A 23,082-nucleotide genomic window follows, 5' to 3' on the forward strand; every position below is an offset into this window, starting at 1 on the left:
TGAAGTGAGGGACAATAAATGAGGATGAAGAAAAGGCTACTTATGATATTAATTGGACTTGTCGTCATCATGGCAGGATGTGGAGCAAAATCAGCAAACAGTGGTGATGACAAAGTTGTGATTTATTCCAATGGAGATGAAGAAGCAATAGCAGCGATGGAGAAATCGTTAAAAGATGCTGGGTATGAAGGGAAATATATCATCCAATCTCTTGGTACATCTGAATTAGGAGGAAAACTAATGGCTGAAGGAGAGCAGATAGAGGCTGACTTAGTCACCATGAGTTCTTATTTTCTGGAAAGTGCCGAAGAACAGCATTCAATGTTTAAAGATTTAGCGTTTGAAACGAAAACAATTGATAAGTATCCAGCTTTTTATACTCCTATCTTAGCTAATACAGGCGCTGTATTTTTTAATACAGAAATGATGAAACAAAAAGGGGTAGATATACCAAAATCTATTAAAGATTTAGCAAGTCCGGAATATAAGGGATTGGTTTCTATTCCTAATATTATGGATTCCTCTACAGGATGGATGTTAATCCAAGCCATTATCAGTGAATATGGGGAAGAAGAAGGAAAGAAAGTAATGGCTGGAATTATAAAGAATGCAGGGCCCCATTTAGAAAGCTCTGGTTCAGGTTCAATTAAAAAGGTACAAGCTGGAGAAGTTGCTGTAGGATTTGGTCTTCGTCATCAGGCGGTAGAAGTGAAGCAGTCAGGAGCACCTATAGACTTTATTGACCCTGTCGAAGGGAATTTCTCTAATACAGAATCATTAGCAGTAATCAATAAAAAAGATAAGAAGACAGAACTAGCAATGGATATGGCAAAGGTTATTGTAGAAGATGCAAGAGCTGAACTTATTAATTATTACCCTGTTCCTTTGTATGAAGGAGAGACCGTAGATGAAGAAAATAAAGCTGCTAATAATAAAGTGTTTAAAGAACCATTGACAGTTGAGCTTCTTGAAAAACATCAAGCATTTTTTAATTCTGCAAAATAAAAGGGGACGAGTATTATGAAACAATATAAACTTTTAACTCCGGGACCGTTGACAACAACAGAAAACGTGAAAAAAGAGATGCTTTTTGATCGTTGTACTTGGGATGATGATTACAAAATTATCACTCAAAAAATTAGAAGAGAACTTTTGGAGTTAGCTCATGCAACAAGTGAACACTATACGGTTGTATTAATGCAAGGGAGCGGCTCTTTCACAGTAGAATCCGTTATGACAACGGCATTAACGAAACAGGACAAGGTACTAATCGTTACGAATGGAGCGTATGGGGAGCGTATTGTCAAAATGGCAACATACCTAGGGCTGAATTTCGTGGAGTTGGCAACAAAATATGACGAACATCCAGATGAGCAGAAAATTAGAAACCTACTGGAAGAAGATAAGAGCTTCACTCATATCGTCATGGTTCATTGTGAAACAACAACCGGCATTTTAAATCCAATTGAGATGATTTCACGTGTGGCAAAAGATTTTAATAAAAAGCTTATTATTGATGCGATGAGTAGCTTTGGAGGTATGAATATTAATGTTCCTGCATTAGGCATTGACTTTTTGATCAGTAGTGCAAATAAATGTATTCAGGGAGTTCCGGGGTTTGGATTTGTGATAGCTAAGATTGAGAGTTTAGAAGTTTGTGAGGGGAATTCTAGGAGTTTATCGCTAGATTTATATGATCAATGGAGAGAAATGAATAAGGATGGAAAATGGAGATTTACTTCCCCTACTCATGTTGTGGCAGCCTTCTCTAAGGCCATAGATGAGCTCAGGGAAGAAGGTGGCATTTCTGCACGTTATAATCGATATGTCAACAATAATAAGCTTCTTTGTAAAAGAATGAAGGAGATGGGATTTGAATCGTACATTGGGGAAGAAAAGCAGTCTCCTATTATTACCTCATTCTTATATCCAAACGAACACTTTAGTTTTGAACCTTTTTATAGATACATGAAGGAAAGAGGATTTGTCATTTACCCGGGCAAGTTAACAGACATAGATACATTTAGAATTGGTAACATTGGTGAAGTTTATGAAGAGGATATAAACAAGCTATGTAATATTATAAATGAATTCATGGGAGTGAAGGCGTAATGAGTAAAATAGAAGGTGTTATTTTTGATTGGGCAGGAACGACTGTAGATTTTGGATGCTTTGCACCAGTAAATGTATTTGTAGATATTTTCAAGCAAGCTGGGATCGATGTTACAATAGCTGAAGCGCGTAAGCCAATGGGAATGCTGAAGATTGATCATATACGGACTATGCTGTCCATGCCGAGAATCTCTAAGCTTTGGGAGGAGCTTTATGGAAGAGCTTTTAATGAAATGGACGTAGAGAATTTATATGAGGAGTTTGAGCCTGCATTACTTCAATCCTTATCCCAATATACAGATCCAATTCCAGAAGTAGTGAATGTCGTAAATGGGCTAAGAGAAAAAGGGCTAAAGTTGGGTTCAACTACTGGATATACAAACAAAATGATGGATGTAGTTGTACCTAATGCCTTAAAAAAAGGATATGAACCTGATTTTTATATTACAGCTGATGAAACAAACTCCTATGGAAGACCTTATCCATATATGATTTTTAGAAACATAGAAAAATTAAAAATTTCATCCGTTCGTCATGTAATAAAAGTTGGAGATACAATTTCAGATATAAAAGAAGGAATCCAGGCAGGAGTATGGTCAGTTGGTGTAATTGTTGGTAGCTCAGAAATGGGGTTATCTCAAAATGAATTTAATGCTTTGTCTCCTGATGATAAAGAGCTAGCTATTAACCAAACAAGACAATCATTTCTTGATAACGGAGCCGATTTTACGATAGAAACGATGAAAGACCTTCCATTATTAATTGATAAGATTAATGGAATATTATCTAAAGATCAATTGGTAATAGAGCATAGATAAAAAAGAAAGAGCTCGGTAGATAATTTGAGCTCTATGATTCTTAGAATTTGAGATATTTCGTTTTTAATATTAATAGGTGATAAAAGAGAGCAGCAATAAGAGAATGTAGATTGAGAGGTTATCTATAAGTTCCTTGAACTTTTGGAAAGCCTCTTTTTTCTGCTTTTAAATTTAGGTTTTTATCGATATAGATTCTATTTAAAACGACTCGTCATTAAATAAAAAAGTCCTTAAAGTACAATATAAAGGCTTTATTGTACAAATACTTTTTCCGCCGTGTTGTTTTATAATAATTTATAGAAACAGTCATTTATCCTTACGCTCAAATGATAACGATTTCATGTTTTAAATTTTTAAGGGGGAATAGGGAATGAAAACAGGATTAGTAACAGATATTTTAGGATATATGCCATTTGAAGAGATGCTAGATAAGTGTGTAGAATTAGGAATAGAATCATTAGAGCTTGGGTGTGGAAACTGGTCAAAGGCTCCACATATCAATGTTGATGAATTATTAGAAAGCGCTATCAAAAGAGAGCAGTTTATGGATTCCTTAAAGAAAAGAGGGATTGAGATTGCAGCACTCAACTGCTCAGGAAATCAGTTGAACCCATCAGAAGAAGGAGAAATGCATAAAGTAGGTGTCGAAAAAACGTTTCAGCTTGCAGGACTTTTAGGAGTTGAGACTGTTGTGATGATGTCTGGTTGTCCTGGAGGAGGTCCGGATGATAAAACGCCAAACTGGATTACACATCCAATTTTACCGCAGCACTTTGACATGCTTGAATGGCAATGGAACGAAGTAGCTTTCCCGTATTGGAAAAAAGCTGTGAAATCGGCAGAGGGATACGGAGTTAAAAAAATTGCAATTGAAAACTTAGGATATAACCTCGTACACAATGCAGAAACAATGTTTAAGCTTCGTAATGAAGTAGGAAATATGGTAGGTATGAACTTTGATCCTAGCCACTTGTTCTGGATGGGTGGGGATCCTATAACAACAGTTCGAACATTAGGCGATGCTATCTATCATATCCATGCGAAGGATGTTCGGTTAGAACGAGGAATTGTTGATGCGCAAGGATTAATTGATGTAAAGCCAATGGAAAGCTTTGCATCTCGTTCTTGGAATTACGTTGCACTTGGATATGGCCATGATAGTGCATGGTGGAAAGAATTTTTCACAGTGGTAAAAATGACAGGCTATAAGGGACCTATTGTTTTAGAGATGGAAGACTTAACAATGAAACCAATCACAGGCGTAAGAAAATCAATGGATATATTAAAAGAAACGTTACCAAGAGAATTTGAAACAAAAGCTAGTGTCTCCGTAACAATTTAAGGTGGATAGAGCTCGGCATAGAAAGCAAGAGACTTTAAGAGGAGAGATCAATATGGGTGGAGAGAGGAAACAAAAGTCATTCTTAACTACTATTATTGTTATTTCAACCTTCGGAGGACTTCTTTTTGGTTATGATACAGGAGTTATTAACGGTGCTTTGCCTTTTATGTCTGAAACACTTAGACTTAATGCATTCACAGAAGGAGTTGTCGCTAGTTCGCTCCTTCTGGGTGCTGCGATAGGAGCTATTGTTGGGGGTAGGCTATCTGATTACATGGGAAGGCGAAAGAACATTATCTATCTTGCTGTTTTGTTCTTTGTTGGAACGCTTGGATGTACATTTGCTCCTAATGTAACGGTAATGGTCATCTTTCGTTTCCTATTAGGGCTTGCTGTTGGAGGGGCATCTGTTACAGTTCCTACTTATCTAGCAGAAGTATCGCCTGTAGAGCGAAGGGGAAGAATGGTTACACAAAATGAGTTAATGATCGTAGGTGGACAACTATTAGCTTTCACTTGTAATGCTGTATTAGGAAACATGATGGCTGATGATGTTAACGTTTGGCGCTATATGCTAGCCATCGCATCCTTACCTGCTGTATTTCTATTCATCGGTATGTTAAGAATGCCTGAAAGTCCACGTTGGCTCATTTCAAAAGGAAAAAATGAAGAAGCTTTAACCGTGCTCCAGAAAATTCGTACAAGAGATCAAGCTCAGATTGAGCTTGATGAGGTTAAAGGGACGGTTTTAAAAGACAGTAAGCTAAAGCAGGCTTCTTTAAAGGATCTATCTATCCCTTGGATACGACGTATTGTATTTTTAGGAATTGGGATTGCGGTTGTTCAGCAGATTACAGGCGTTAACTCGATTATGTATTACGGTACTCAAATTTTAAGGGATTCAGGCTTCGAAACAGAAGCGGCTTTAATTGCCAATATCGCAAATGGTTTAATTTCTGTTATTGCGGTATGTATCGGGATTTGGTTGCTTGGCAAAGTACGACGCAGACCAATGCTTTTAGTTGGTCTTGTTGGAACTACTACTTCCCTTTTACTTATTGGCATATTCTCTAATGTACTTGCTGGAAGTGATATGCTTCCTTATGTGGTTCTATCACTAACAGTAACATTCCTTGCCTTTATGCAAGGTGCTGTTGCACCGGTAACATGGCTTATGCTTGCTGAGATTTTTCCTTTGCGTATAAGAGGGTTAGGAATGGGAATTAGTGTTTTCTGCTTGTGGATCGCTAATTTCTTTATAGGCTTAACATTCCCGCTACTTCTTGAGAAAATCGGCTTATCAACAACCTTTTTTGTTTTCACAGCTTTAGGAGTAATAGCCATCGTATTTGTAAAAGGCTTCTTACCCGAAACAAAAGGTAAAACGCTAGAAGAGCTGGAGTCTCAATTTCGTTCTCATGGAGACAAATATAGTCAAAAAGAGGCGTCTGAAGAAGTTCTTTAATTCTATTTTCATAGGTGCTTTAAAATAGAAATGGATTTACTAAAGGAGGATGCTTAATGAGTTTAGCAACTACTATTCGAACCTTACAACGTGGAGCCAGTTGTTGTGTCGGACGGGACCTTTCTATCCGTGTACATTATTGGGGAGCTGACAGGAAACATCCCGGTACTCCAATCCATAAGCATTCATTCTTTGAGATCTGCTATGTTGTAGATGGCACTGGGCTTTATTCTGAGAATAATGAGGATTTTCTTCTTGAGAAAGGAACATTCTTTCTTTCACGTCCTCATCAACTTCATAGAATTCATAAAGGAAATAACTTATTTCTCTTTTGGGTTGCCTTTGAAATAGAGAAGGAAAATACCTCGGAAAAACAGCAGCTTCTCTTTGAGAAATTAGCCATTGAAGATAGTATCTATATTCCAAATAGCGAGGATAATGCAACCGTTTTGCTGTGGAAGTCGTTAATGCAGCATGCTGAGCAAACATCTTCGGCTGATATTTTAAACACTCTAGGTGTATCGCTTATATTGTCTTTGCAATCTCTATTTTGTGGAACAGAAGATGATCAACTCCCTAAGCCTTCTTACGATAAAGGAAGAAAGATTGTAGAAGAAGCTCAAAGATTTATCAAAGATAATTTGGACCAGCCTCTTTCACTAAATGATGTAGCATGCTTCTTTCATGTTTCTCCACGCCACTTGTCACGCTTATTTAGTGAGACCTTAGGGATTCCCTACACTTACTATGTACGACATGAAAGGATTAGAGAAGCAACAAAGAAAATTCGTTCAACAAGTCGCTCTATACAATCTATTGCAGATGAGTGTGGATTTACTTCTGTCCATTATTTTTGCCGGGTATTTTTACAAGAGACAAGCATCACTCCTGCTGAATATAGAAGGAGAAATCAAGTCTAGATATTGGGCTATGTTAAAAGAGAGAGTCTAAAAAATGACCTTAAAAGACAAAAAATGGACTTCATAATCTAAAGAAAAATATCAGATTATTCTTATAATTAGAGTTGCACATAGACAGTTTTGCTTATTTCATTCAATAACTCAACAATGAGAGGAGTTTTTAATATGTTAAATGGTGAAAGAAAGATTTCAAGACCTTTACGCTGGGGAATGGTAGGTGGAGGAAGACTTGGGCAAGTTGGATATAAACATCGTCTTGGGGCTTTGCGTGACAATACCGCTTTTACATTAAAGGCAGGAGCTTTTGATATTGATCCTGAACGTGGAAAAGATTTTGGGATAAATATTGGAGTTGAAGATTCCCGCTGTTATCCAAACTACCAAGCTATGTTTGCTGAGGAAGCTAAACTGGAAGATGGTGTAGAAGTTGTATCAATTGCTACACCAAACGGCACTCATTATGAGATTACAAAAGCAGCACTAGAAGCTGGCCTTCATGTTATTTGTGAGAAGCCATTATTCTTTACATCAGAAGAAGGAGAAGAAATTAAACGTCTCGCTGAACAAAAAGGGAAGATTGTTGGTGTGACTTATGGATTCTCTGGAAATCAAATGCTACTTCAAATGCGTGCTATGATTGAGCAAGGAAAAATCGGTGATATCCGAATTGTAGATCTTCAGTATACACACGGTTTCAGTTCAACAGAAGATGCAGATAAATTTAGCGATGCCCAAAAGTGGAGAGTAGATCCTAAGATAGCAGGACCAACATTTGTATTAGGTGACCTATCGACACACACTTATTATATGTCTCAGTTAATCATGCCGAATATGAAAGTTAAAAAGTTGCTTTGTGATCGACAAAGCTTTATTCATAGCAGAGAGCCATTAGAAGACAATGCATTTGTTTCAATGCACTATGAAAATGGAGCGGTTGGTCGACTTTGGACCTCTTCAGTTAATGCAGGGTGCATGGATGGGCATCGGATTCGAATTGTCGGTTCAAAAGCTAGTCTAGAATGGTGGGATAGTAAGCCAGGAGAATTGCGCTATGAAGTACAGGGAGAGCCAGTTCAAACTTTAATTCGTGCTATGCCATACCTTGATGAACAGTGCAATGCTGATGAGCGTCTGGGTGCTCTTCATACAGAAGGATTATCCGAATCATGGGCAAATATATATTTGAAATTTGCAATCGCAATTGATGCGAAAAATCGTAATGATGAAGAAACACTAAGAAATTTAGTGTATCCTGATATCGATGCTGGAATTGACGGAATTCGCTGGCTTGAAAATTGTGTACGCTCAGCAGAAAACGGATCTGTATGGGTTGACTTTGCTGATCGTCCATTATTAGATGTAAATTAAGTGGACGAAAAAGTATAATTTAACTGAATGAGGAAGGGTTTTTCAAGGTTCAAGGAGCTTTGGAGAACCCTTTTTCTATTATCCTGATAAAACAAATAAATTTTATTCTTGTATAATTCATAAGTTCGTGGTATCCTACTTGTGTAAACGGTTACATAAACGTAAAGGAGGGGAGCAAATGGCAACAATTCGAGATGTAGCGAAAGAAGCAGGCGTATCAGTTGCAACCGTATCTCGTGTTCTGAATGAGAATGGCTACGTTCACGAAGATACAAGAAAACGAGTAGCAGCTGCCATGGAAGAGCTCAATTATAGCCCAAATGAAGTAGCCCGCTCCCTTTATAAAAAGAAGTCAAAGCTGATTGGCTTATTGCTGCCAGACATTACAAACCCATTTTTTCCCCAACTAGCACGAGGGGTGGAAGATGAGATGCAAAAAGAAGGGTTTCGCTTATTGTTTGGAAATAGTGATGAACAGCCTGAAAAAGAACTCGATTATATTCATACATTTGTTCAAAATAACGTAGTTGGCATTATTTCAGCTACCAATGATAGAAGTGATACAAATTATAAAGATTTATCGATTCCAGTTGTGTTTCTAGATCAAACGTCGAAAGACTATCCCTCAGTTTATGGAGATGGAAGAGAAGGCGGTAGAACAGCAGCAAGGGAAATGGTGAAACGAGGGAGCAGACGAATAACGCTACTAAAAGGCCCAGCTCATATCCAACCTGCTCAAGATCGATTTCAAGGGGCTTTGGAATACTTGAGTGAATCAAATGTTGATTTTTATGTGATGGGAACAACATCTTTTGCTTTTGAAGAGGCTAAAAAATGGGCAAAAGAATTGTTTGAAACATATCCAGATACAGACGGAGTCCTTGCAAGTAATGATATTGTGGCAACAGCAGTTTTACATGAAGCCCTTCGTCTTGGGAAGTCTATTCCGAAAGAGGTTCAAATCATTGGGTTTGATGATATTCCGCAGAGCAGCCTGCTTTTTCCGTCTCTATCAACAATGAGACAGCCTGCCTATGAAATGGGGAAAGAAGCTGCTCGTCTCTTAATCAAGTTAATGAGAAAAGAATACGTTGAGCAAAATCATGTTGAAATGCCTGTAACATTTATAGAACGAGAAACGACAAGAGAGGTTGAGGGAAATGAGTGAAATTGTAGTTATTGGAAGTTCATCAATGGACTTAGTTGTAACATCTGCAATACGGCCAGGGGCTGGAGAGACTGTTCTTGGAGAATCATTTAAAACAGTACCAGGGGGAAAAGGTGCAAACCAAGCGGTTGCGGCTGCTCGATTAGGAGCAAAAGTAAAGATGATTGGCTGTGTAGGAGATGACCACTACGGAGAAGAAATCCTAGCTAACTTCAAAGAAAATCATGTTAATGTAACCGATGTGAAACCGGTTACAGATGTGAGAAGTGGAACGGCTCATATTGTATTAGCAGAAGGTGATAATAGCATTGTTTTTGTCAAGGGGGCTAATGATTATATTACCCCTGAATATGTGAAGAGCGTGATTGATGACATTAAGAAAGCTAAAATTGTTCTCATTCAACAAGAAATTCCAGAAGAAACAGTAGAATATGTGAGTGAAATTTGTGAGGAGTATAATATACCGCTTCTCCTTAATCCAGCGCCAGCTCGCCCGCTTTCTCAAGACGTGATTAACCGCGCCACATATATTACGCCAAATGAACATGAAGCAGCAGTGTTATTTAACAATTTAAGTATAGACGAAGCATTAAAAAAATATCCAAACAAATTATTTATTACAGAAGGAAAGCAAGGGGCTCGTTACTATGACGGAGAGAAAGAAATCCTTGTTCCATCCTATACTGTAGAAGCTGTTGATACGACAGGAGCAGGAGATACATTCAATGCAGCACTAGCTGTAGCCTTAGGAGAAGGAAAAAGCATTGAAGAAAGTTTACAATTTGCCAACCGCGCTGCGTCCTTATCTGTTACAAAGTTTGGAGCACAAGGTGGTATGCCAACACGAGAAGAAGTGGAGGAAGCGCTATGAAACGAAAAGGAATATTAAATAGCCATATCTCAAAAGTGCTCGCGGATCTAGGACATACAGACCTCATTGCTATTGCCGATGCAGGTCTTCCTATCCCAAATCATGTACAGCGTATTGATCTAGCTCTTACATTAGGTGTTCCAAGCTACAGAGATGTGGTGAATGCGATTACGGATGATATGGTCGTTGAAAAAGTGACGATTGCAAGTGAGATGAGTACTCAAAACCGGGATGTTATGCAGTATATGCAAGAGAGATTCACTAACACGGATATTCAAGAAGTCTCTCATGAAGAGTTCAAACATTTAACAAACAACGTCAAAGCCGTTATCCGAACAGGTGAAGTTACTCCATATGCTAACTGTATTTTACAGGCAGGTGTAATCTTCTAGAAAGAGGTGAGCGTTATGCATATTAAAATGAACGGTATTCATAAAGCATTTGGAACAAATCAAGTGTTGTCAGGAGTAGATTTCGAATTAAAAGAAGGTGAAGTTCACGCTTTGATGGGTGAGAACGGAGCCGGAAAATCGACGATGATGAACATCTTAACTGGTCTTCATAAACGTGATCAAGGAACCATTTTCATTGATGGAAAAGAAACATATTTTAAGAGCCCAAAAGAAGCAGAGCAGTATGGTATTGCGTTTATTCATCAAGAGTTAAACGTTTGGCCGGATATGACTGTACTCGATAACTTGTTTATTGGAAAAGAGCTGAAAACACCGCTTGGCTTTTTAAAGACGAAAGAAATGAAATCGCTATCAAAAAAGCAGTTTGAAAAACTTTCGGTTACAATTCCACTTGAGCAAGAAGCAGGGCTTTGTTCAGTTGGTCAGCAGCAAATGATTGAAATTGCTAAAGCTCTGATGACAAATGCAAAAGTCATTATCATGGATGAGCCAACTGCTGCATTAACAGAACGTGAAATTCAGAAGCTTTTTGAAGTAATCAATGCTCTTAGAAAAGAAGGCGTGTCCATTGTCTATATTTCGCACCGGATGGAAGAGATTTTCACCATTTGTGATCGCATTACAGTAATGCGAGATGGTAAAACCGTTGATACGAAGGCAATTCGGGAAACGAACTTTGATGAGGTTGTCCGTAAGATGGTTGGACGCGAATTAACCGATCGTTTTCCAGAACGAGCACCAATACTTGGTGAAAAGGTGTTAGAAGTTCGCAATGCTACGAGAAATGGAGCTTTTCAAAAGGTAAGTTTCTCTGTGAAAGCAGGCGAAATCGTTGGAGTTTCAGGATTAATGGGAGCAGGCCGAACCGAGATTATGCGAGCCTTGTTTGGATTAGATAAATTAGACGATGGCGAGATATTGGTGAATGGTCAGAAAGTATCGATTAAAAATCCATATGAAGCCGTCAAACTAGGCATTGGATTTATTACCGAAGACCGTAAAACAGAAGGACTTATTTTAGATTTTTCGATTCGTGATAACATGGCGTTGCCGAACTTAAAAAGCTTTTCTAAAAAAGGGCTTATTGATGATAAGACAGAGAGTGAATTTGTTGATCTATTAATTAAGCGCTTACAAATCAAAACAGAATCAGGAAAAACAAGTGCGAAAAACCTTTCTGGTGGAAACCAGCAAAAAGTAGTTATTGCCAAATGGGTTGGCATTGGTCCAAAAGTGTTAATTCTAGATGAACCAACGCGAGGAGTCGATGTTGGGGCGAAACGTGAAATTTACCAGTTAATGAATGAACTAACAGACAGAGGAGTTGCCATTATTATGGTCTCGTCTGAGCTTCCTGAAGTGCTTGGAATGAGCGATCGGATCCTCGTTGTTCATGAAGGTAGAATTACAGGGGAATTAATGAAAGAAGAAGCAACACAAGAAAAAATCATGACATTTGCAACAGGAGGGAAGTAACATGAAACCAGCTATAAACAAAGTAAATCATGTTGATAATTTACTGCAAAAGCTTGGACCATTACTCGGATTTATTATTTTAGTTGCTATCGTATCAATTTTAAATCCAAGCTTTTTAGAACCACTGAATCTATTAAATTTACTGCGTCAAGTTGCGATTAATGCGCTTATTGCCTTTGGAATGACATTTGTTATTTTGACGGGTGGGATTGATTTGTCAGTAGGGTCAATTTTGGCTCTATCTAGCGCGCTAATTGCTGGAATGATTGTATCAGGTATTGACCCGATTTTAGCTATTTTAATTGGATGTATCTTAGGTGCAGTAATGGGAGCGATTAACGGTCTTCTTATTACAAAAGGAAAAATGGCACCATTTATCGCAACACTTGCAACAATGACAATTTTTCGTGGTTTAACGCTTGTCTATACAGATGGAAACCCGATTACAGGTCTTGGTGAAAACTATGCCTTCCAACTATTTGGACGTGGTTATTTCTTAGGTATTCCAGTTCCTGCAATTACGATGATTATTGCATTTGCAGTGCTGTGGGTGATTTTACACAAAACATCATTTGGCCGTAAAACATATGCCATTGGTGGAAATGAAAAAGCAGCTCTTATTTCAGGCATTAAAGTACCACGAGTAAAAGTGATGATTTATGCGCTAGCAGGACTTTTATCGGCTTTAGCAGGAGCGATTTTAACATCTCGTTTAAACTCAGCGCAACCAACAGCAGGAACTTCTTATGAGTTAGATGCGATTGCAGCTGTTGTATTAGGTGGAACAAGTTTATCTGGTGGCCGTGGTTTAATTGTTGGAACATTGATTGGTGCTTTAATTATTGGAACGTTAAACAATGGTTTGAACTTATTAGGTGTATCATCATTCTTCCAGATGGTTGTAAAAGGTGTTGTTATCTTGATTGCGGTGTTAATTGATCGAAAAAAATCAGCATAGGAGGGGTTCTCATTGAAAAAGGTCTTACTTGTACTCATGTCGTTTTCACTTCTTATTCTAGCGGCTTGTTCATTAGAGCCTCCAGAATGGGCAAAACCAAAGAAAAAAGGAAATTTAGAAGATATTAAAATTGGCTTATCGGTTTCTACGTTAAATAACCCGTTCTTTGTTTCATTAAAAAATGGAGTTGTAAAAGAAGCGAAAAAGCAAGGAATGGACGTTGTGATTGTTGACGCACAGAACGATTCAGCTAAGCAAGTTAACGATGTTGAAGATTTACTACAACAAGGGGTTGATGTTTTACTAATTAACCCAACAGATTCAGCAGCTATTTCAACAGCTGTTCAATCAGCTAACAATATTGGCATTCCTGTTGTTACATTAGATCGTTCAGCAGATAAAGGAAAGGTCGAAACGTTAGTTGCTTCTGACAATGTAAAGGGTGGCGAAATGGCAGCTGATTACATTGTTGAAAAGTTAGGTGAAGGAGCTAAAGTAGCTGAACTTGAAGGAACTCCAGGAGCATCTGCAACACGTGAACGAGGCAAAGGATTTCATAATGTAGCAGACCAAAAACTTGATGTTGCGGCAAAACAGTCTGCAGATTTTGATCGTACAAAAGGTTTGAATGTAATGGAGAACTTACTGCAAGGAAACTCAGATATTAAAGCAGTATTCGCTCATAATGATGAAATGGCATTAGGAGCTATCCAAGCCATTAACAGCTCAGGTCGAGATGTTCTTGTTGTTGGATTTGACGGAAATGAAGATGCTATTAATGCTGTAAAAGAAGGGAAGTTAGCGGCAACTGTGGCACAGCAACCAGAATTAATTGGTGAGCTAGCTGTTAAAGCGGCAAGTGATGTTTTAAAAGGCAAGAAAGTTGAAAAGAATATTGCAGCACCATTGAAGTTAATGACGAAGGAATAATGAAAAAGCATCATGCACCCTTTAGGGGAGTGTGATGCTTTTAAAATTGTACAAACGTTAGAAGCTAAAATATAATAATATTGACAATAAATATTTTACAGGGGAACTCATACGAGTTGAGAAGGTGAAAACCCGACCCTTTGAACCTGAGCGTTAATACTCGCGTAGGGAGTAAAAGTATACAGTTTGTACATGAAGAATGTTCAGCCCTTTTACTTTTGACGAGTGAAAGGGCTTTTTGTATTCACTCTCTCTTTCAAGTTTATTGTAAATACGAAATTGAAAGGAATTTGTTCGATGAAAAACTTCAAAGGAATTGCATTAATAACAGGAGCAAGTAGAGGATTAGGAGCTGAGATTGCAAGAACGTTCGTAGAAAGTGGATACGGTGTTGTTGTGAATTATTATCAAAACAAGGAAAGCGCCGAAATATTAGTAGATGAGTTAGGGAAAGAAAACGCAATCGCACTTTATGCTGATATTACAAATAAACATGATGTTGAAAAGTTAGTGAACCAAACGATTAAGCATTATGGATGTATTAATATTATTATCAATAATGCTCTTATAAATTTTAAATTTGATCCAAATGCACAAGAGCCTGTCCATGAGTTAAGCTGGGGGAAATATGTAGAACAGTTTGAAGGATCTGTTCATGGAGCATTGAATACTATTCAAGCAGCTTTACCATATTTGAAAGAAACAGATAATGCGAGAGTCGTGAATATTGGTACAAATTTATTTCAGAATCCTATTGTTCCTTATCATCAATATACAACAGGAAAAGCAGCTCTAGTTGGATTTACAAGAAACATGGCAAAAGAGCTTGGACAATATGGTATTACGGTCAATATGGTATCAGGTGGTCTTTTACAAACAACAGATGCTAGTGCCCTTACAACAGAGGAAGTGTTCAACATTGTTGCAAGTAGTTCTGCTTTAAATCGTGTTACCACCCCAAAAGATGTAGCTGACACAGTGGTATTCTTAGGGTCTGACAGAGCTAAAGGAATTACAGGACAAAATATTGTAGTTGATAGTGGCTTAACGATGAACTAAAGATGCACTTCATAAGGAGAATGGAAAACGGAATATGCTGTTAAGATGGCGTATAGGATATTTTATAAGCATGTGAAAGGAATGAAGAGAAATGTATTATTCTCCTTATATGTATTCCTATCCTTATTACGTACAGTATCCAGCGTTTCAAGCAGTGTACAGGTCTAATCCATATGAAGCTTATTCCTATTGGTACAGCAGAGAAAAAATTGAGTTAAAAGATTACGGAAGACAGCCGTTTGTGGTGAATATTAATGAAGCCACTAAGCAAAATAAAACATTCCGTACAGCCGTATGGACAGGACATCATCTGCAGGTTACATTGATGAGTATTAAAAAAGGAGAAGACATTGGGCTTGAAATTCATCCGAAAACAGATCAATTTTTAAGGGTGGAAGAAGGGCAAGGACTTGTTCAAATGGGAAAAACAAAAAATAACTTATCCTTTCGGAAAAGAGTTTCTGATGATGATGCCATTATGGTACCTGCGGGGACATGGCATAATGTCACAAATATAGGGAATAGACCATTGAAGATTTACTCTATTTATGCACCCCCTGAGCATCCGTTTGGTACGGTGCATCGAACGAAAAAAGAAGCAGAGGCTGCTGAACGAGAGAAGTAATTAGTGTAAATTATGTTTATAAATAAAGAGATAAAGATGAAAGAAGGGTGTTTCTCTGTTAGAGAAACACCCTTCTTTTTATATGAGTTCTGTAATTAACAGACTTTTTAAAAAAATATAGACAATAAAAATGATTGCCTGTATACTTGTATTGTAAGTTAGTTGTATTACAAGTATACAGGTTAGTTTTTAAAAAAATATTCAATATAAGAATTGCAGAACAAAAAGAGGCTGAAATTGCAGTAGGACTTGCAACAAGTAAAACTCCTTTTGTAAGCACTTACAAAATATTTAATTTACATCGAATGGCAGAGTAGATTGGAAAGGAAGTTTATTATCAGCATTACAGTCGATAATAGCATCAAAACAACAAAAGAAATGCTGTAGTAATACAAACACAATTAAATAATAAAGGCAGGGGAGAAGAGAATGTTTAGTTTAATTGAAAGCGCTTAATTTAGGATGGTTGATATCAGAGGGATAAGGAAGCAAGGTTAAAAGAAAAGGCCAAAAAAGCCTAAAAGGGGGATTTATCTTGAATCAGCTTGAACTAGAACGTTCTACAACAAGGAAAGTAACACTTCGACTAATTCCGTTTCTATTCTTATGTTTTATTATCGCAATACTAGATAGAGTAAATATCGGATTTGCGGCGTTACAAATGAACGAAGATCTTGGGTTCTCCAATGCTGTCTTTGGATTAGGAGCAGGAATTTTCTTTATTGGTTATTTTTTGCTAGAAGTTCCGGGAAGCGCTATGATGACAAAGATTGGGGCAAGAAAATGGATTAGCCGCATTATGGTAACATGGGCGATTATCGCCATCTTTATGGCATTTGTCCAAACTCCTACACAGTTTTATATTGCTCGTTTTCTTTTAGGAGTGGCGGAAGCTAGTTTCTATCCTTGTATGGTTTATTATTTGAGCGGTTTCTTCCAAACAAAACACCATGCTAAAGCTATTGCAGGATTTATGCTTGCTATTCCAGGAGCAAATGCTATAGGTTCGCCTCTTTCTACATTTCTATTAGGAATTGACTGGTTGGGTTTAGCAGGGTGGCAATGGCTATTTATTTTAGAGGCTATTCCAGCACTCATTCTAGGTATTATCTGTTACTTCTATCTTGATGACAGGCTTGAAGATGTAAACTGGTTAAATCGTGGTGAAAAGGAATGGCTAATGAGTGTAATTGCAAAAGAAAGACAGGAAAAGGAAGAAGTGAAGCATTATACTTTTGCGCAAGCTTTAAAAGATCGGGATGTATTGATCTTATCAATTGGATACTTCTGTTGGATGGTTGGCTATTACGGTATTAATATGTTTCTCCCTACCATTTCTCAAGGTCTGGCAGAAGAAACATCACTAAGCACACAAGGTATGGGGTGGGTACTAGGATTGATGTATACGATTGCCATGGTCGTAATGATTATGGTTGGTAACCACTCTGATAAAAAGAATGAAAGGCGTTGGCATGTGGCGGTTTGTTTAACAACTAGTGCAGTGGCTATGATTGCGAGTAGCTATGTAGCAAGTACAAGCATTGTCTTATCATTTATCTTTTTAACCATTGCTTTATGTGGAGCATTTGGAGCATACTCTCCATTTTGGGCTATTCCTCCTTCATTTCTAACAGGGGCAGCTGCAGGAGGAGCAATTGCGCTCATTAACAGTGTTGGAAATCTTGGTGGTTTCTTTGGTCCTTATATCGTTGGGTATATTAAAGATGTTACAGGTTCTTTTAATACAAGTATGATTTTTCTAGGAGTTAGTTTAGTGATTGGAGCGGCGATTATTCTATTTTTAGTAAAGCAATCAGGTAAGGCAGTTAGTCATAAAGTGGAGGAAGATAATGAACAATCTGAGTTAAAGAACTCTATTAATACATGATCATTAAGAATCTTTGTTGGCTTATTTTATAAAACGATGTAATGCTTTTTATACAAAAAGGATGCACATAAGGTGCATCCTTTTTGTTAACTCAAAGAACAAGCACAGATCTGCAATCATTTCTTCGTGGAACGGTTTACACTTTCCAGTATCGGTCAAAAAGGTTTTTCATATGAGAAGTCATTACTTCAACTGCTTTCTTCTCATCATGATTTTCAATTGCCTCAATAAGCATTTTATGCTCTTTAAAATTCACTTCTCGATAATCTGGACGAGTTACTGTACGGTCGCGAATAAACTGCCACATTTCTTGTTTTTTCATTGCGTTGCTAATATCCGCCATGAAAGTAATAAATAAATCATTATGAGAAGCCTTTGCAATGCCTTTATGTAGTTTCTCATCTGTTTCAGGCACATAAATTCCCTGTTTTGTTTCTTCTTCCATCATATCAATAGTTTTTCTTAAGTCTGCGATATCTTCAGCAGTAGCTCTCATTGCTGCAAGCTTAACAATAAGAGGTTCAATTGTCATTCTTGCTTCCACAATATCTTCAGGCGATACATTTTCTAAAAGAGAAGAAGACTGAGAAGTTCCCGTTGTAATTTTTGTGTTTTTTACGAAAACTCCTTCACCTTGTCTTGAATAAATAATTCCGTTCATTTCAAGTGCACTTAATGCTTGTCTTACAGGTGCACGACTAACACCGAAGTTCGCGCACAGCTCTCGTTCAGAAGGGAGTTTATCTCCAATTTTGAATGTACCGAGTTCAATTTGTGAAAGAATTTGGTCATAAATTTGAATGTATAATTTCTTGTTTGATACAGGATTAAAACTGATAAAAATCACTTCTCTCACTATAAATTCATCGTTACTAAAACGTAGTTTTATTATATACTTTTCTGTTTTGAAGGGCAAAAAATTCTCTATTTTAAGAATCTATTAGCTTGCTTTTACTGTAACAAATTTGCTGAGATTCATACTTAATATTTATATGAAGTTGGCTAGTGTGAAAATGAAGCTTGTTATTTATTTACATAGTAAGTAAGTGTACGAATGAGTGAGGAGGAGAGAAAATGGTAACTTTGATTTATCATACTTGTAATACAGTTATTGATCATCTAGAGAACGAAAAAGCTCGTTATCTTTATACAGTATGAGAGTGTAGAACGTATCTTAAAACAGGGTGAAGAAAATCATAACTAGTTGTTTGTTATTCTTTGAAAAGGTTTACAAATCAGAAGGGTTACCTTTATTATTAGTGTATAAGTTAAAGGGATAATTAAATTATTAAAACAGATAAAGCCCTGTACAAGTAGGAGTGAAAATCATGAAAATCATCATTGCCTCTGATCACGGAGGAATAAACATTCGCAAAGAAATCATTTCTTTGCTTGAAGAAATGAACGTAGAATATGAAGATATGGGATGCTCATGTGATACATCTGTTGATTATCCAGATTATGCTCTTCCAGTTGCAGAAAAGGTGTCAACTGGAGAAGCAGACAGAGGGATATTAATTTGTGGGACAGGTATTGGAATGAGTATTGCAGCCAACAAAGTAGAAGGAATCCGCTGTGCTCTTGTTCATGATACATTTAGTGCAAGAGCAACAAGAGAGCATAATGATTCAAACGTGCTTGCAATGGGAGAACGAGTTATTGGTCCAGGACTTGCACGTGATATTGTGAAAATCTGGTTAGAAACACCTTTTGAAGGTGGAAGACATAAAGTACGAATTGATAAAATTAGTAACATAGAGAAGGAATATAGTTCGAACTAAAAAAACCCCTGTTCCTTAAAAAGGAATGGGGCTTTTTTAGTTGATTATCTTTGTGAAGCACGATATCCATGATTCTTTGCTTCGCTTGTTGAGCAAAACATTTTTTCTGCAATTGTTTGGTCGTAATAAGCACCGCCTGGCATATGATAAATCTTTTCTCCAGAGCTTGAAATATTTCCTTTAATAGTACAAGAACCTGTTTCTTTTGCAAGTTCTGGCGTATTTTGCGTTGAAGAGGTAGTGTTGGCAGATGTCTTTTCTGATGATTGAGATGAAGATTGATCAGAAGAATATGTACTTCCAACAACAGTATCATTATACCCCTTATCTGTTACATAGTTTTCATATTGCCAGATGCCTAGTTTAGCGGCTTTTGCTTTTTGTTCAAGCGCTTTAAACTCATCTAGATAGCGGGTGTTTGGTGGGAAAACGGCCACACGAGCTAAGCCTTTTTCAATAAGCGTTTTATTGAACATTTTTCCGTCTACATAGATATACGCTAAAAGGCGACCATACTGGTCACGTTCTTGAACACCAGGTTCAATTTCAATTTTTTTATTTGAAAGCATCTTTTTTGTAAAAGAGGATGCTTCAGGTCCTACAGGTTGAACTGGTTTGGAAGGGTGAACTATTTCTGGTGTATCAACAAGAATTAGGCGAACTTTTTCTTCTTTTCCATTCACGGTTGCTCTTAACGTATCTCCATCAACTACGCGCGTAACAGTTGCTTGAAGACGAGAAGAAGCGGTTTCCGATTCTTTTTCCGTGTTTTCATCTTTCTTTTCCGGATTTATATCAGCTCTTGATGAAGATGAATCGTTTGAACTGCTTTCTTCTGTAGTAGTTGAAGGAGTTGACATCGAATCAGATGATGTACCGCAGCCAGTTAAAGCTACAAAAAAGCTAAGCATCAAAACAACACAAAGCAAATAATGTTTTTTCAAAAAGAATCCTCCTTTATTCTCCTTACAGTATAGAAAAAAGAAGGCGTAAATATCACCTTCTTCGTAACTACGATTATTAATATTACTGCTAATTTTTGTATAAGTAAATGGTTTTAAAGTTATTTTATTCTAGAACAGAAGAATCAAACCGGCAGCAGCAGGTGTAGCAAAAATTGCGGTTTTTAAAAGAGATTTTGGAGCTAGATTTGTGAATTTGGCTCCAATATAGGCACCAGACATTGTACCAATTAGCACTTTTAGAAGGAGAAAAAAATCAACATATCCTTCTGTAATATAGCCAAGACCGCCGCCAAGTGAAATTGGAATAATGACGAGCATTGTTGTTCCAACTGATTGACGAACAGATAAATTTAATAACATAAGAAGACCAAGCTGAATAAATGGGGCTGAGCCAATTCCAAAGGTTCCAGACATAATGCCTGTTATAATTCCAAGAATAATACTCTTTATCCAAAGTTCAGCATTTCCCATTAATTTTTGGTTTGCTGTATCTTTTAATAAAAACAGTTTTACTAAAATGAGAATAGCAGATAAGAAAAGCATACTAGCAGTAAGGTAGTGTAGAAACTCTGCAGGGATGAGGGCAGCAAACTTAGCTCCAATAAAGGACCCGATTGCAGCAAAAATCCCAACAATAAGCCCGATTTTCAAATGAATATTTTTCTCTTGAAAATGACTATAAGCTCCTGATAGGCTAGTAAAAGACATTGCAGCAAGAGAAGTACCAAGTGCTGTATGAATATCAATACTAAATACAACGGTTAAAAGAGCAATTACGAACCCAGCACCTCCAGCTCCAATGAAGCCAAGGAGAGCTCCAAGCACGAGCATGGTAAGAATAATAAGCATGTTGTATATCCTCCTAATGAAATAATTAAAAGAACAGAGGAGGAAAAAAGTAAAGTTGATAATTCCTGACCGTTCCTCTTATACTTTTATAGTCGACTGAATCTTGTCGACCAATAATCATTTTACAAAACGAATCTTATTTATACAAGAAGAGAAAAAGAAAAGAGGGATAAAGTGAGTGACTTTAAAATTCAAAAGCCATTACCATATTATGAGCAATTTTATAATCAAATAAAAAAAATGATTTTTGCAGGGAAATTTAAACCAGGACAGCGTATTATAGAAACTCAGCTTGCAAAAGAGTTTAATGTAAGTAAAAGTCCGATTCGGGAAGCGATTCGTCTTTTAGAAAAAGAAGGGCTTGTGCATGTTGATGAAAAATCGAGAGTTATGGTCTACAACCCAACAGTACGGGATGTAGAAGAGATTTATTTTTGTCGTATGGCTCTTGAATCATTTGCGACAAAGTTAGCAACTGAAAAAGCAAGTGAGGAAGAAATCTCTCAATTAGAACACATCTTAAAGGAGACAGAAGAAGCAGCCGTAAAAGAGAATTGTCAAGATGAGCTGATTCACCTTAATGAATCTTTTCATTATATGATTGTTGAATATACAAAAAATGCTCGTTTAAAGAAACAGATTGATGAGCTTAATTCTCTCGTCCACTTTTGTCGTATTTTAAACTTTCGAGGAGAAAAACGAACAAGCATTATTTTAAGTCAGCACTACGATATTTTTGAGAAAATGAAAAATCGGGACAAGGAAGGGGCTTCTGCCTCAATGGTACAGCACCTTGAACACGATTTGGCTCATTTAAAAGAAGTATTAGCAGAAGAACAAGATTATAGTTAACGTTAAAAGACTCTTTCTCATGATGGAAGGAGTCTTTTTCATTACAAGGTTCTAATAAAAAGTAGGAAAACTAGAGTGGTGTTGGACGTTTAAATAGTAAAATAAGCGTAAATAATATAAGATGATAGAAAATAAAGTAAGTTTAGAAAATTTAAAAATGAAAATATTGCATTGATAATTATATGTAAAAAATAGCAAAAAATTAAAAAAGAAAGAAATGAACATGATAGACTAGTAAATAGGTAAATATTTGGAGGTTAGGTGATGATACAAGCGCAGTTTGTTCAAAGAAAAGCGGAAGAAATTATAAATAGTATTGAAACGATTCTAGTTGGAAAAAGAGATGTTGTAATGCTTAGTTTGGTTGCTCTTCTTTCTAAAGGTCATGTTCTTCTTGAAGATGTTCCAGGGGTTGGAAAAACAAAAATGATGAAAGCATTAGCAGCGTCAATTGGAGCAGATTTCAAAAGAATTCAATTTACTCCAGACCTTCTTCCATCAGACGTTTTAGGTGCATCCATTTACAATCAACGTGAGAACGAATTTGAATATAGACAAGGGCCGATTATGGCTCAGTTTGTGCTAGCTGACGAGATCAATAGAACATCTCCAAAAACCCAATCGGCTCTTTTAGAAGCAATGGAAGAAGGGTTTATTACAGTTGATGGAGTAACGCGTCCTTTGCCAGAACCTTTCTTTGTAATGGCAACCCAAAACCCTGTTGATTTTGAAGGAACGTATCGTCTTCCTGAAGCTCAGCTTGATCGATTTCTACTTAAAATTAAGATGGGGTATCCAACGCCAGAGCAAGAAATGAATATTTTAAAAACATCGCTAACATCCCATACAAGCATTAATTTACCTTCTGTTATTACAATGGATGAACTAAAAAAACTTCAAAAGGAAGTTCAGTTTGTTCATGCAAGTGATTTAGTGAAAAGATATATTGTCAGCATTGTAAATAAAACAAGAAACCATCCGCTCATTCAATTAGGTGTAAGTCCTCGTGGTTCTATTGCTCTTTTAAAAGCCGCTCAAGCATTTGCGCTGCTTCAAGGAAGGGATTATGTCATTCCAGATGATGTCCAACTTCTTGTTCCATCCATTTTGTCTCACCGAATTACTGTTAATGCACAAGGAAGCTTTGAACGTAAAGATGCTGCAGACGTTCTTCAAGAACTTCTGCATGAGACATCTGTACCTGTGATTGGATAGGAGAGGT

The 23,082-nt window shown here is 37.0% G+C and carries 23 protein-coding genes and 1 riboswitch; of the genes, 20 read left to right on the plus strand and 3 right to left on the minus strand.

Going from position 1 to position 23,082, the window contains the following annotated elements; translation table 11 throughout:
- Nucleotides 1-24: 24 nt before the first annotated feature.
- The 16 genes from ACK3CR_RS16720 to ACK3CR_RS16795 all read left to right on the plus strand — a co-directional run bounded on the left by ACK3CR_RS16720 (nt 25) and on the right by ACK3CR_RS16795 (nt 17,413).
- On the plus strand, nt 25-1,005 hold the full coding sequence (locus ACK3CR_RS16720; RefSeq protein WP_410914503.1) for an extracellular solute-binding protein: 981 nt from the start codon (nt 25-27) through the stop codon (nt 1,003-1,005).
- Nucleotides 1,006-1,020: 15 nt separating this feature from the next.
- Nucleotides 1,021-2,112, plus strand: coding sequence for a 2-aminoethylphosphonate--pyruvate transaminase (phnW, locus tag ACK3CR_RS16725; RefSeq protein ID WP_243515603.1), 1,092 nt, complete (start codon nt 1,021-1,023; stop codon nt 2,110-2,112).
- Complete coding sequence (gene phnX, locus ACK3CR_RS16730) at nt 2,112-2,930, plus strand: phosphonoacetaldehyde hydrolase (protein ID WP_243515600.1); 819 nt, start codon at nt 2,112-2,114, stop codon at nt 2,928-2,930. The genes phnW and phnX overlap by 1 nt, the downstream gene beginning before the upstream one ends.
- A 370-nt stretch (nt 2,931-3,300) precedes the next feature.
- Nucleotides 3,301-4,272 (plus strand): sugar phosphate isomerase/epimerase family protein, encoded by a 972-nt coding sequence (locus ACK3CR_RS16735; RefSeq protein ID WP_243515597.1) that lies wholly within the window; start codon nt 3,301-3,303, stop codon nt 4,270-4,272.
- Nucleotides 4,273-4,324: 52 nt separating this feature from the next.
- On the plus strand, nt 4,325-5,737 hold the full coding sequence (locus ACK3CR_RS16740; protein ID WP_488975801.1) for a sugar porter family MFS transporter: 1,413 nt from the start codon (nt 4,325-4,327) through the stop codon (nt 5,735-5,737).
- A 56-nt stretch (nt 5,738-5,793) separates the two neighbouring features.
- Nucleotides 5,794-6,657 carry an AraC family transcriptional regulator gene (locus ACK3CR_RS16745; RefSeq protein ID WP_243515592.1) on the plus strand — a complete coding sequence of 288 codons (864 nt, stop codon included), beginning with the start codon at nt 5,794-5,796 and terminating at the stop codon, nt 6,655-6,657.
- A gap of 165 nt (nt 6,658-6,822) precedes the next feature.
- Nucleotides 6,823-8,025, plus strand: a complete 1,203-nt coding sequence (locus ACK3CR_RS16750; RefSeq protein ID WP_243515589.1) for a Gfo/Idh/MocA family protein — start codon at nt 6,823-6,825, stop codon at nt 8,023-8,025.
- 178 nt (nt 8,026-8,203) lie between these two features.
- The gene (locus ACK3CR_RS16755; protein ID WP_243515587.1) at nt 8,204-9,193 is read left to right on the plus strand and encodes a LacI family DNA-binding transcriptional regulator; all 990 of its coding nucleotides are present in this window, start codon (nt 8,204-8,206) and stop codon (nt 9,191-9,193) included.
- Nucleotides 9,186-10,064 carry a ribokinase gene (gene rbsK / locus ACK3CR_RS16760; RefSeq protein ID WP_328123602.1) on the plus strand — a complete coding sequence of 293 codons (879 nt, stop codon included), beginning with the start codon at nt 9,186-9,188 and terminating at the stop codon, nt 10,062-10,064. Before ACK3CR_RS16755 ends, rbsK begins: the two co-directional genes overlap by 8 nt.
- Nucleotides 10,061-10,456 carry a D-ribose pyranase gene (gene rbsD, locus ACK3CR_RS16765; protein WP_328123603.1) on the plus strand — a complete coding sequence of 132 codons (396 nt, stop codon included), beginning with the start codon at nt 10,061-10,063 and terminating at the stop codon, nt 10,454-10,456. The genes rbsK and rbsD overlap by 4 nt, the downstream gene beginning before the upstream one ends.
- A 15-nt stretch (nt 10,457-10,471) precedes the next feature.
- Nucleotides 10,472-11,953, plus strand: a complete 1,482-nt coding sequence (locus ACK3CR_RS16770) for a sugar ABC transporter ATP-binding protein (RefSeq protein ID WP_328123604.1) — start codon at nt 10,472-10,474, stop codon at nt 11,951-11,953.
- A gap of 1 nt (nt 11,954) precedes the next feature.
- A complete protein-coding gene (gene rbsC / locus ACK3CR_RS16775; protein ID WP_488975802.1) occupies nt 11,955-12,911 on the plus strand; it encodes a ribose ABC transporter permease RbsC in 957 nt (318 codons plus the stop codon).
- A gap of 36 nt (nt 12,912-12,947) precedes the next feature.
- Complete coding sequence (gene rbsB / locus ACK3CR_RS16780) at nt 12,948-13,841, plus strand: ribose ABC transporter substrate-binding protein RbsB (protein WP_410914510.1); 894 nt, start codon at nt 12,948-12,950, stop codon at nt 13,839-13,841.
- A gap of 89 nt (nt 13,842-13,930) precedes the next feature.
- Nucleotides 13,931-14,029: riboswitch (TPP riboswitch) on the plus strand.
- A 109-nt stretch (nt 14,030-14,138) separates the two neighbouring features.
- Entirely contained in the window at nt 14,139-14,900 is a 762-nt protein-coding gene (locus ACK3CR_RS16785) for a 3-oxoacyl-ACP reductase (RefSeq protein ID WP_243515576.1), read from the plus strand.
- Between the two features lie 91 nt (nt 14,901-14,991).
- Entirely contained in the window at nt 14,992-15,525 is a 534-nt protein-coding gene (locus ACK3CR_RS16790) for a cupin domain-containing protein (protein WP_488975803.1), read from the plus strand.
- 535 nt (nt 15,526-16,060) lie between these two features.
- Nucleotides 16,061-17,413, plus strand: coding sequence for an MFS transporter (locus tag ACK3CR_RS16795; RefSeq protein WP_328123606.1), 1,353 nt, complete (start codon nt 16,061-16,063; stop codon nt 17,411-17,413).
- Nucleotides 17,414-17,549: 136 nt separating this feature from the next.
- Here the strand turns inward: ACK3CR_RS16795 and ACK3CR_RS16800 are convergent, their stop codons facing one another.
- Nucleotides 17,550-18,269, minus strand: a complete 720-nt coding sequence (locus tag ACK3CR_RS16800; protein WP_375755448.1) for a FadR/GntR family transcriptional regulator — start codon at nt 18,267-18,269, stop codon at nt 17,550-17,552.
- A 218-nt stretch (nt 18,270-18,487) separates the two neighbouring features.
- On the opposite strand from ACK3CR_RS16800, the gene ACK3CR_RS16805 reads away from it, so the two are divergent.
- Complete coding sequence (locus ACK3CR_RS16805; protein WP_410914774.1) at nt 18,488-18,571, plus strand: GapA-binding peptide SR1P; 84 nt, start codon at nt 18,488-18,490, stop codon at nt 18,569-18,571.
- 170 nt (nt 18,572-18,741) lie between these two features.
- The gene (gene rpiB, locus ACK3CR_RS16810; RefSeq protein ID WP_243515558.1) at nt 18,742-19,194 is read left to right on the plus strand and encodes a ribose 5-phosphate isomerase B; all 453 of its coding nucleotides are present in this window, start codon (nt 18,742-18,744) and stop codon (nt 19,192-19,194) included.
- Between the two features lie 44 nt (nt 19,195-19,238).
- Here rpiB and ACK3CR_RS16815 read toward each other — a convergent pair whose 3' ends face one another.
- Nucleotides 19,239-20,138 carry a thermonuclease family protein gene (locus tag ACK3CR_RS16815; RefSeq protein ID WP_488975804.1) on the minus strand — a complete coding sequence of 300 codons (900 nt, stop codon included), beginning with the start codon at nt 20,136-20,138 and terminating at the stop codon, nt 19,239-19,241.
- Nucleotides 20,139-20,267: 129 nt separating this feature from the next.
- Nucleotides 20,268-21,008, minus strand: a complete 741-nt coding sequence (locus tag ACK3CR_RS16820) for a sulfite exporter TauE/SafE family protein (RefSeq protein ID WP_488975805.1) — start codon at nt 21,006-21,008, stop codon at nt 20,268-20,270.
- A gap of 174 nt (nt 21,009-21,182) precedes the next feature.
- Between ACK3CR_RS16820 and ACK3CR_RS16825 the strand changes: the two genes are divergently transcribed.
- The gene (locus ACK3CR_RS16825) at nt 21,183-21,860 is read left to right on the plus strand and encodes a GntR family transcriptional regulator (protein WP_243515550.1); all 678 of its coding nucleotides are present in this window, start codon (nt 21,183-21,185) and stop codon (nt 21,858-21,860) included.
- A gap of 264 nt (nt 21,861-22,124) precedes the next feature.
- Nucleotides 22,125-23,075, plus strand: coding sequence for an AAA family ATPase (locus ACK3CR_RS16830; RefSeq protein ID WP_488975806.1), 951 nt, complete (start codon nt 22,125-22,127; stop codon nt 23,073-23,075).
- Nucleotides 23,076-23,082 lie beyond the last annotated feature (7 nt).

Source organism: Priestia sp. TRM10, assembly GCF_057808375.1.

Excerpts from the sequence above, each read along its gene's own strand:
- ACK3CR_RS16740 (WP_488975801.1), top strand. The coding sequence starts at position 4,325 with ATGGGTGGAGAGAGGAAACAAAAGTCATTCTTAACTACTATTATTGTT.
- ACK3CR_RS16755 (WP_243515587.1), top strand. The coding sequence starts at position 8,204 with ATGGCAACAATTCGAGATGTAGCGAAAGAAGCAGGCGTATCAGTTGCA.
- ACK3CR_RS16820 (WP_488975805.1), bottom strand. The coding sequence starts at position 21,008 with ATGCTTATTATTCTTACCATGCTCGTGCTTGGAGCTCTCCTTGGCTTC.
- ACK3CR_RS16745 (WP_243515592.1), top strand. The coding sequence starts at position 5,794 with ATGAGTTTAGCAACTACTATTCGAACCTTACAACGTGGAGCCAGTTGT.
- phnW (WP_243515603.1), top strand. The coding sequence starts at position 1,021 with ATGAAACAATATAAACTTTTAACTCCGGGACCGTTGACAACAACAGAA.
- rbsB (WP_410914510.1), top strand. The coding sequence starts at position 12,948 with ATGTCGTTTTCACTTCTTATTCTAGCGGCTTGTTCATTAGAGCCTCCA.
- rbsK (WP_328123602.1), top strand. The coding sequence starts at position 9,186 with ATGAGTGAAATTGTAGTTATTGGAAGTTCATCAATGGACTTAGTTGTA.
- rbsD (WP_328123603.1), top strand. The coding sequence starts at position 10,061 with ATGAAACGAAAAGGAATATTAAATAGCCATATCTCAAAAGTGCTCGCG.
- ACK3CR_RS16770 (WP_328123604.1), top strand. The coding sequence starts at position 10,472 with ATGCATATTAAAATGAACGGTATTCATAAAGCATTTGGAACAAATCAA.
- ACK3CR_RS16830 (WP_488975806.1), top strand. The coding sequence starts at position 22,125 with ATGATACAAGCGCAGTTTGTTCAAAGAAAAGCGGAAGAAATTATAAAT.
- ACK3CR_RS16750 (WP_243515589.1), top strand. The coding sequence starts at position 6,823 with ATGTTAAATGGTGAAAGAAAGATTTCAAGACCTTTACGCTGGGGAATG.
- phnX (WP_243515600.1), top strand. The coding sequence starts at position 2,112 with ATGAGTAAAATAGAAGGTGTTATTTTTGATTGGGCAGGAACGACTGTA.
- ACK3CR_RS16790 (WP_488975803.1), top strand. The coding sequence starts at position 14,992 with ATGTATTATTCTCCTTATATGTATTCCTATCCTTATTACGTACAGTAT.
- ACK3CR_RS16785 (WP_243515576.1), top strand. The coding sequence starts at position 14,139 with ATGAAAAACTTCAAAGGAATTGCATTAATAACAGGAGCAAGTAGAGGA.
- ACK3CR_RS16720 (WP_410914503.1), top strand. The coding sequence starts at position 25 with ATGAAGAAAAGGCTACTTATGATATTAATTGGACTTGTCGTCATCATG.
- rpiB (WP_243515558.1), top strand. The coding sequence starts at position 18,742 with ATGAAAATCATCATTGCCTCTGATCACGGAGGAATAAACATTCGCAAA.
- ACK3CR_RS16735 (WP_243515597.1), top strand. The coding sequence starts at position 3,301 with ATGAAAACAGGATTAGTAACAGATATTTTAGGATATATGCCATTTGAA.
- ACK3CR_RS16805 (WP_410914774.1), top strand. The coding sequence starts at position 18,488 with ATGGTAACTTTGATTTATCATACTTGTAATACAGTTATTGATCATCTA.
- rbsC (WP_488975802.1), top strand. The coding sequence starts at position 11,955 with ATGAAACCAGCTATAAACAAAGTAAATCATGTTGATAATTTACTGCAA.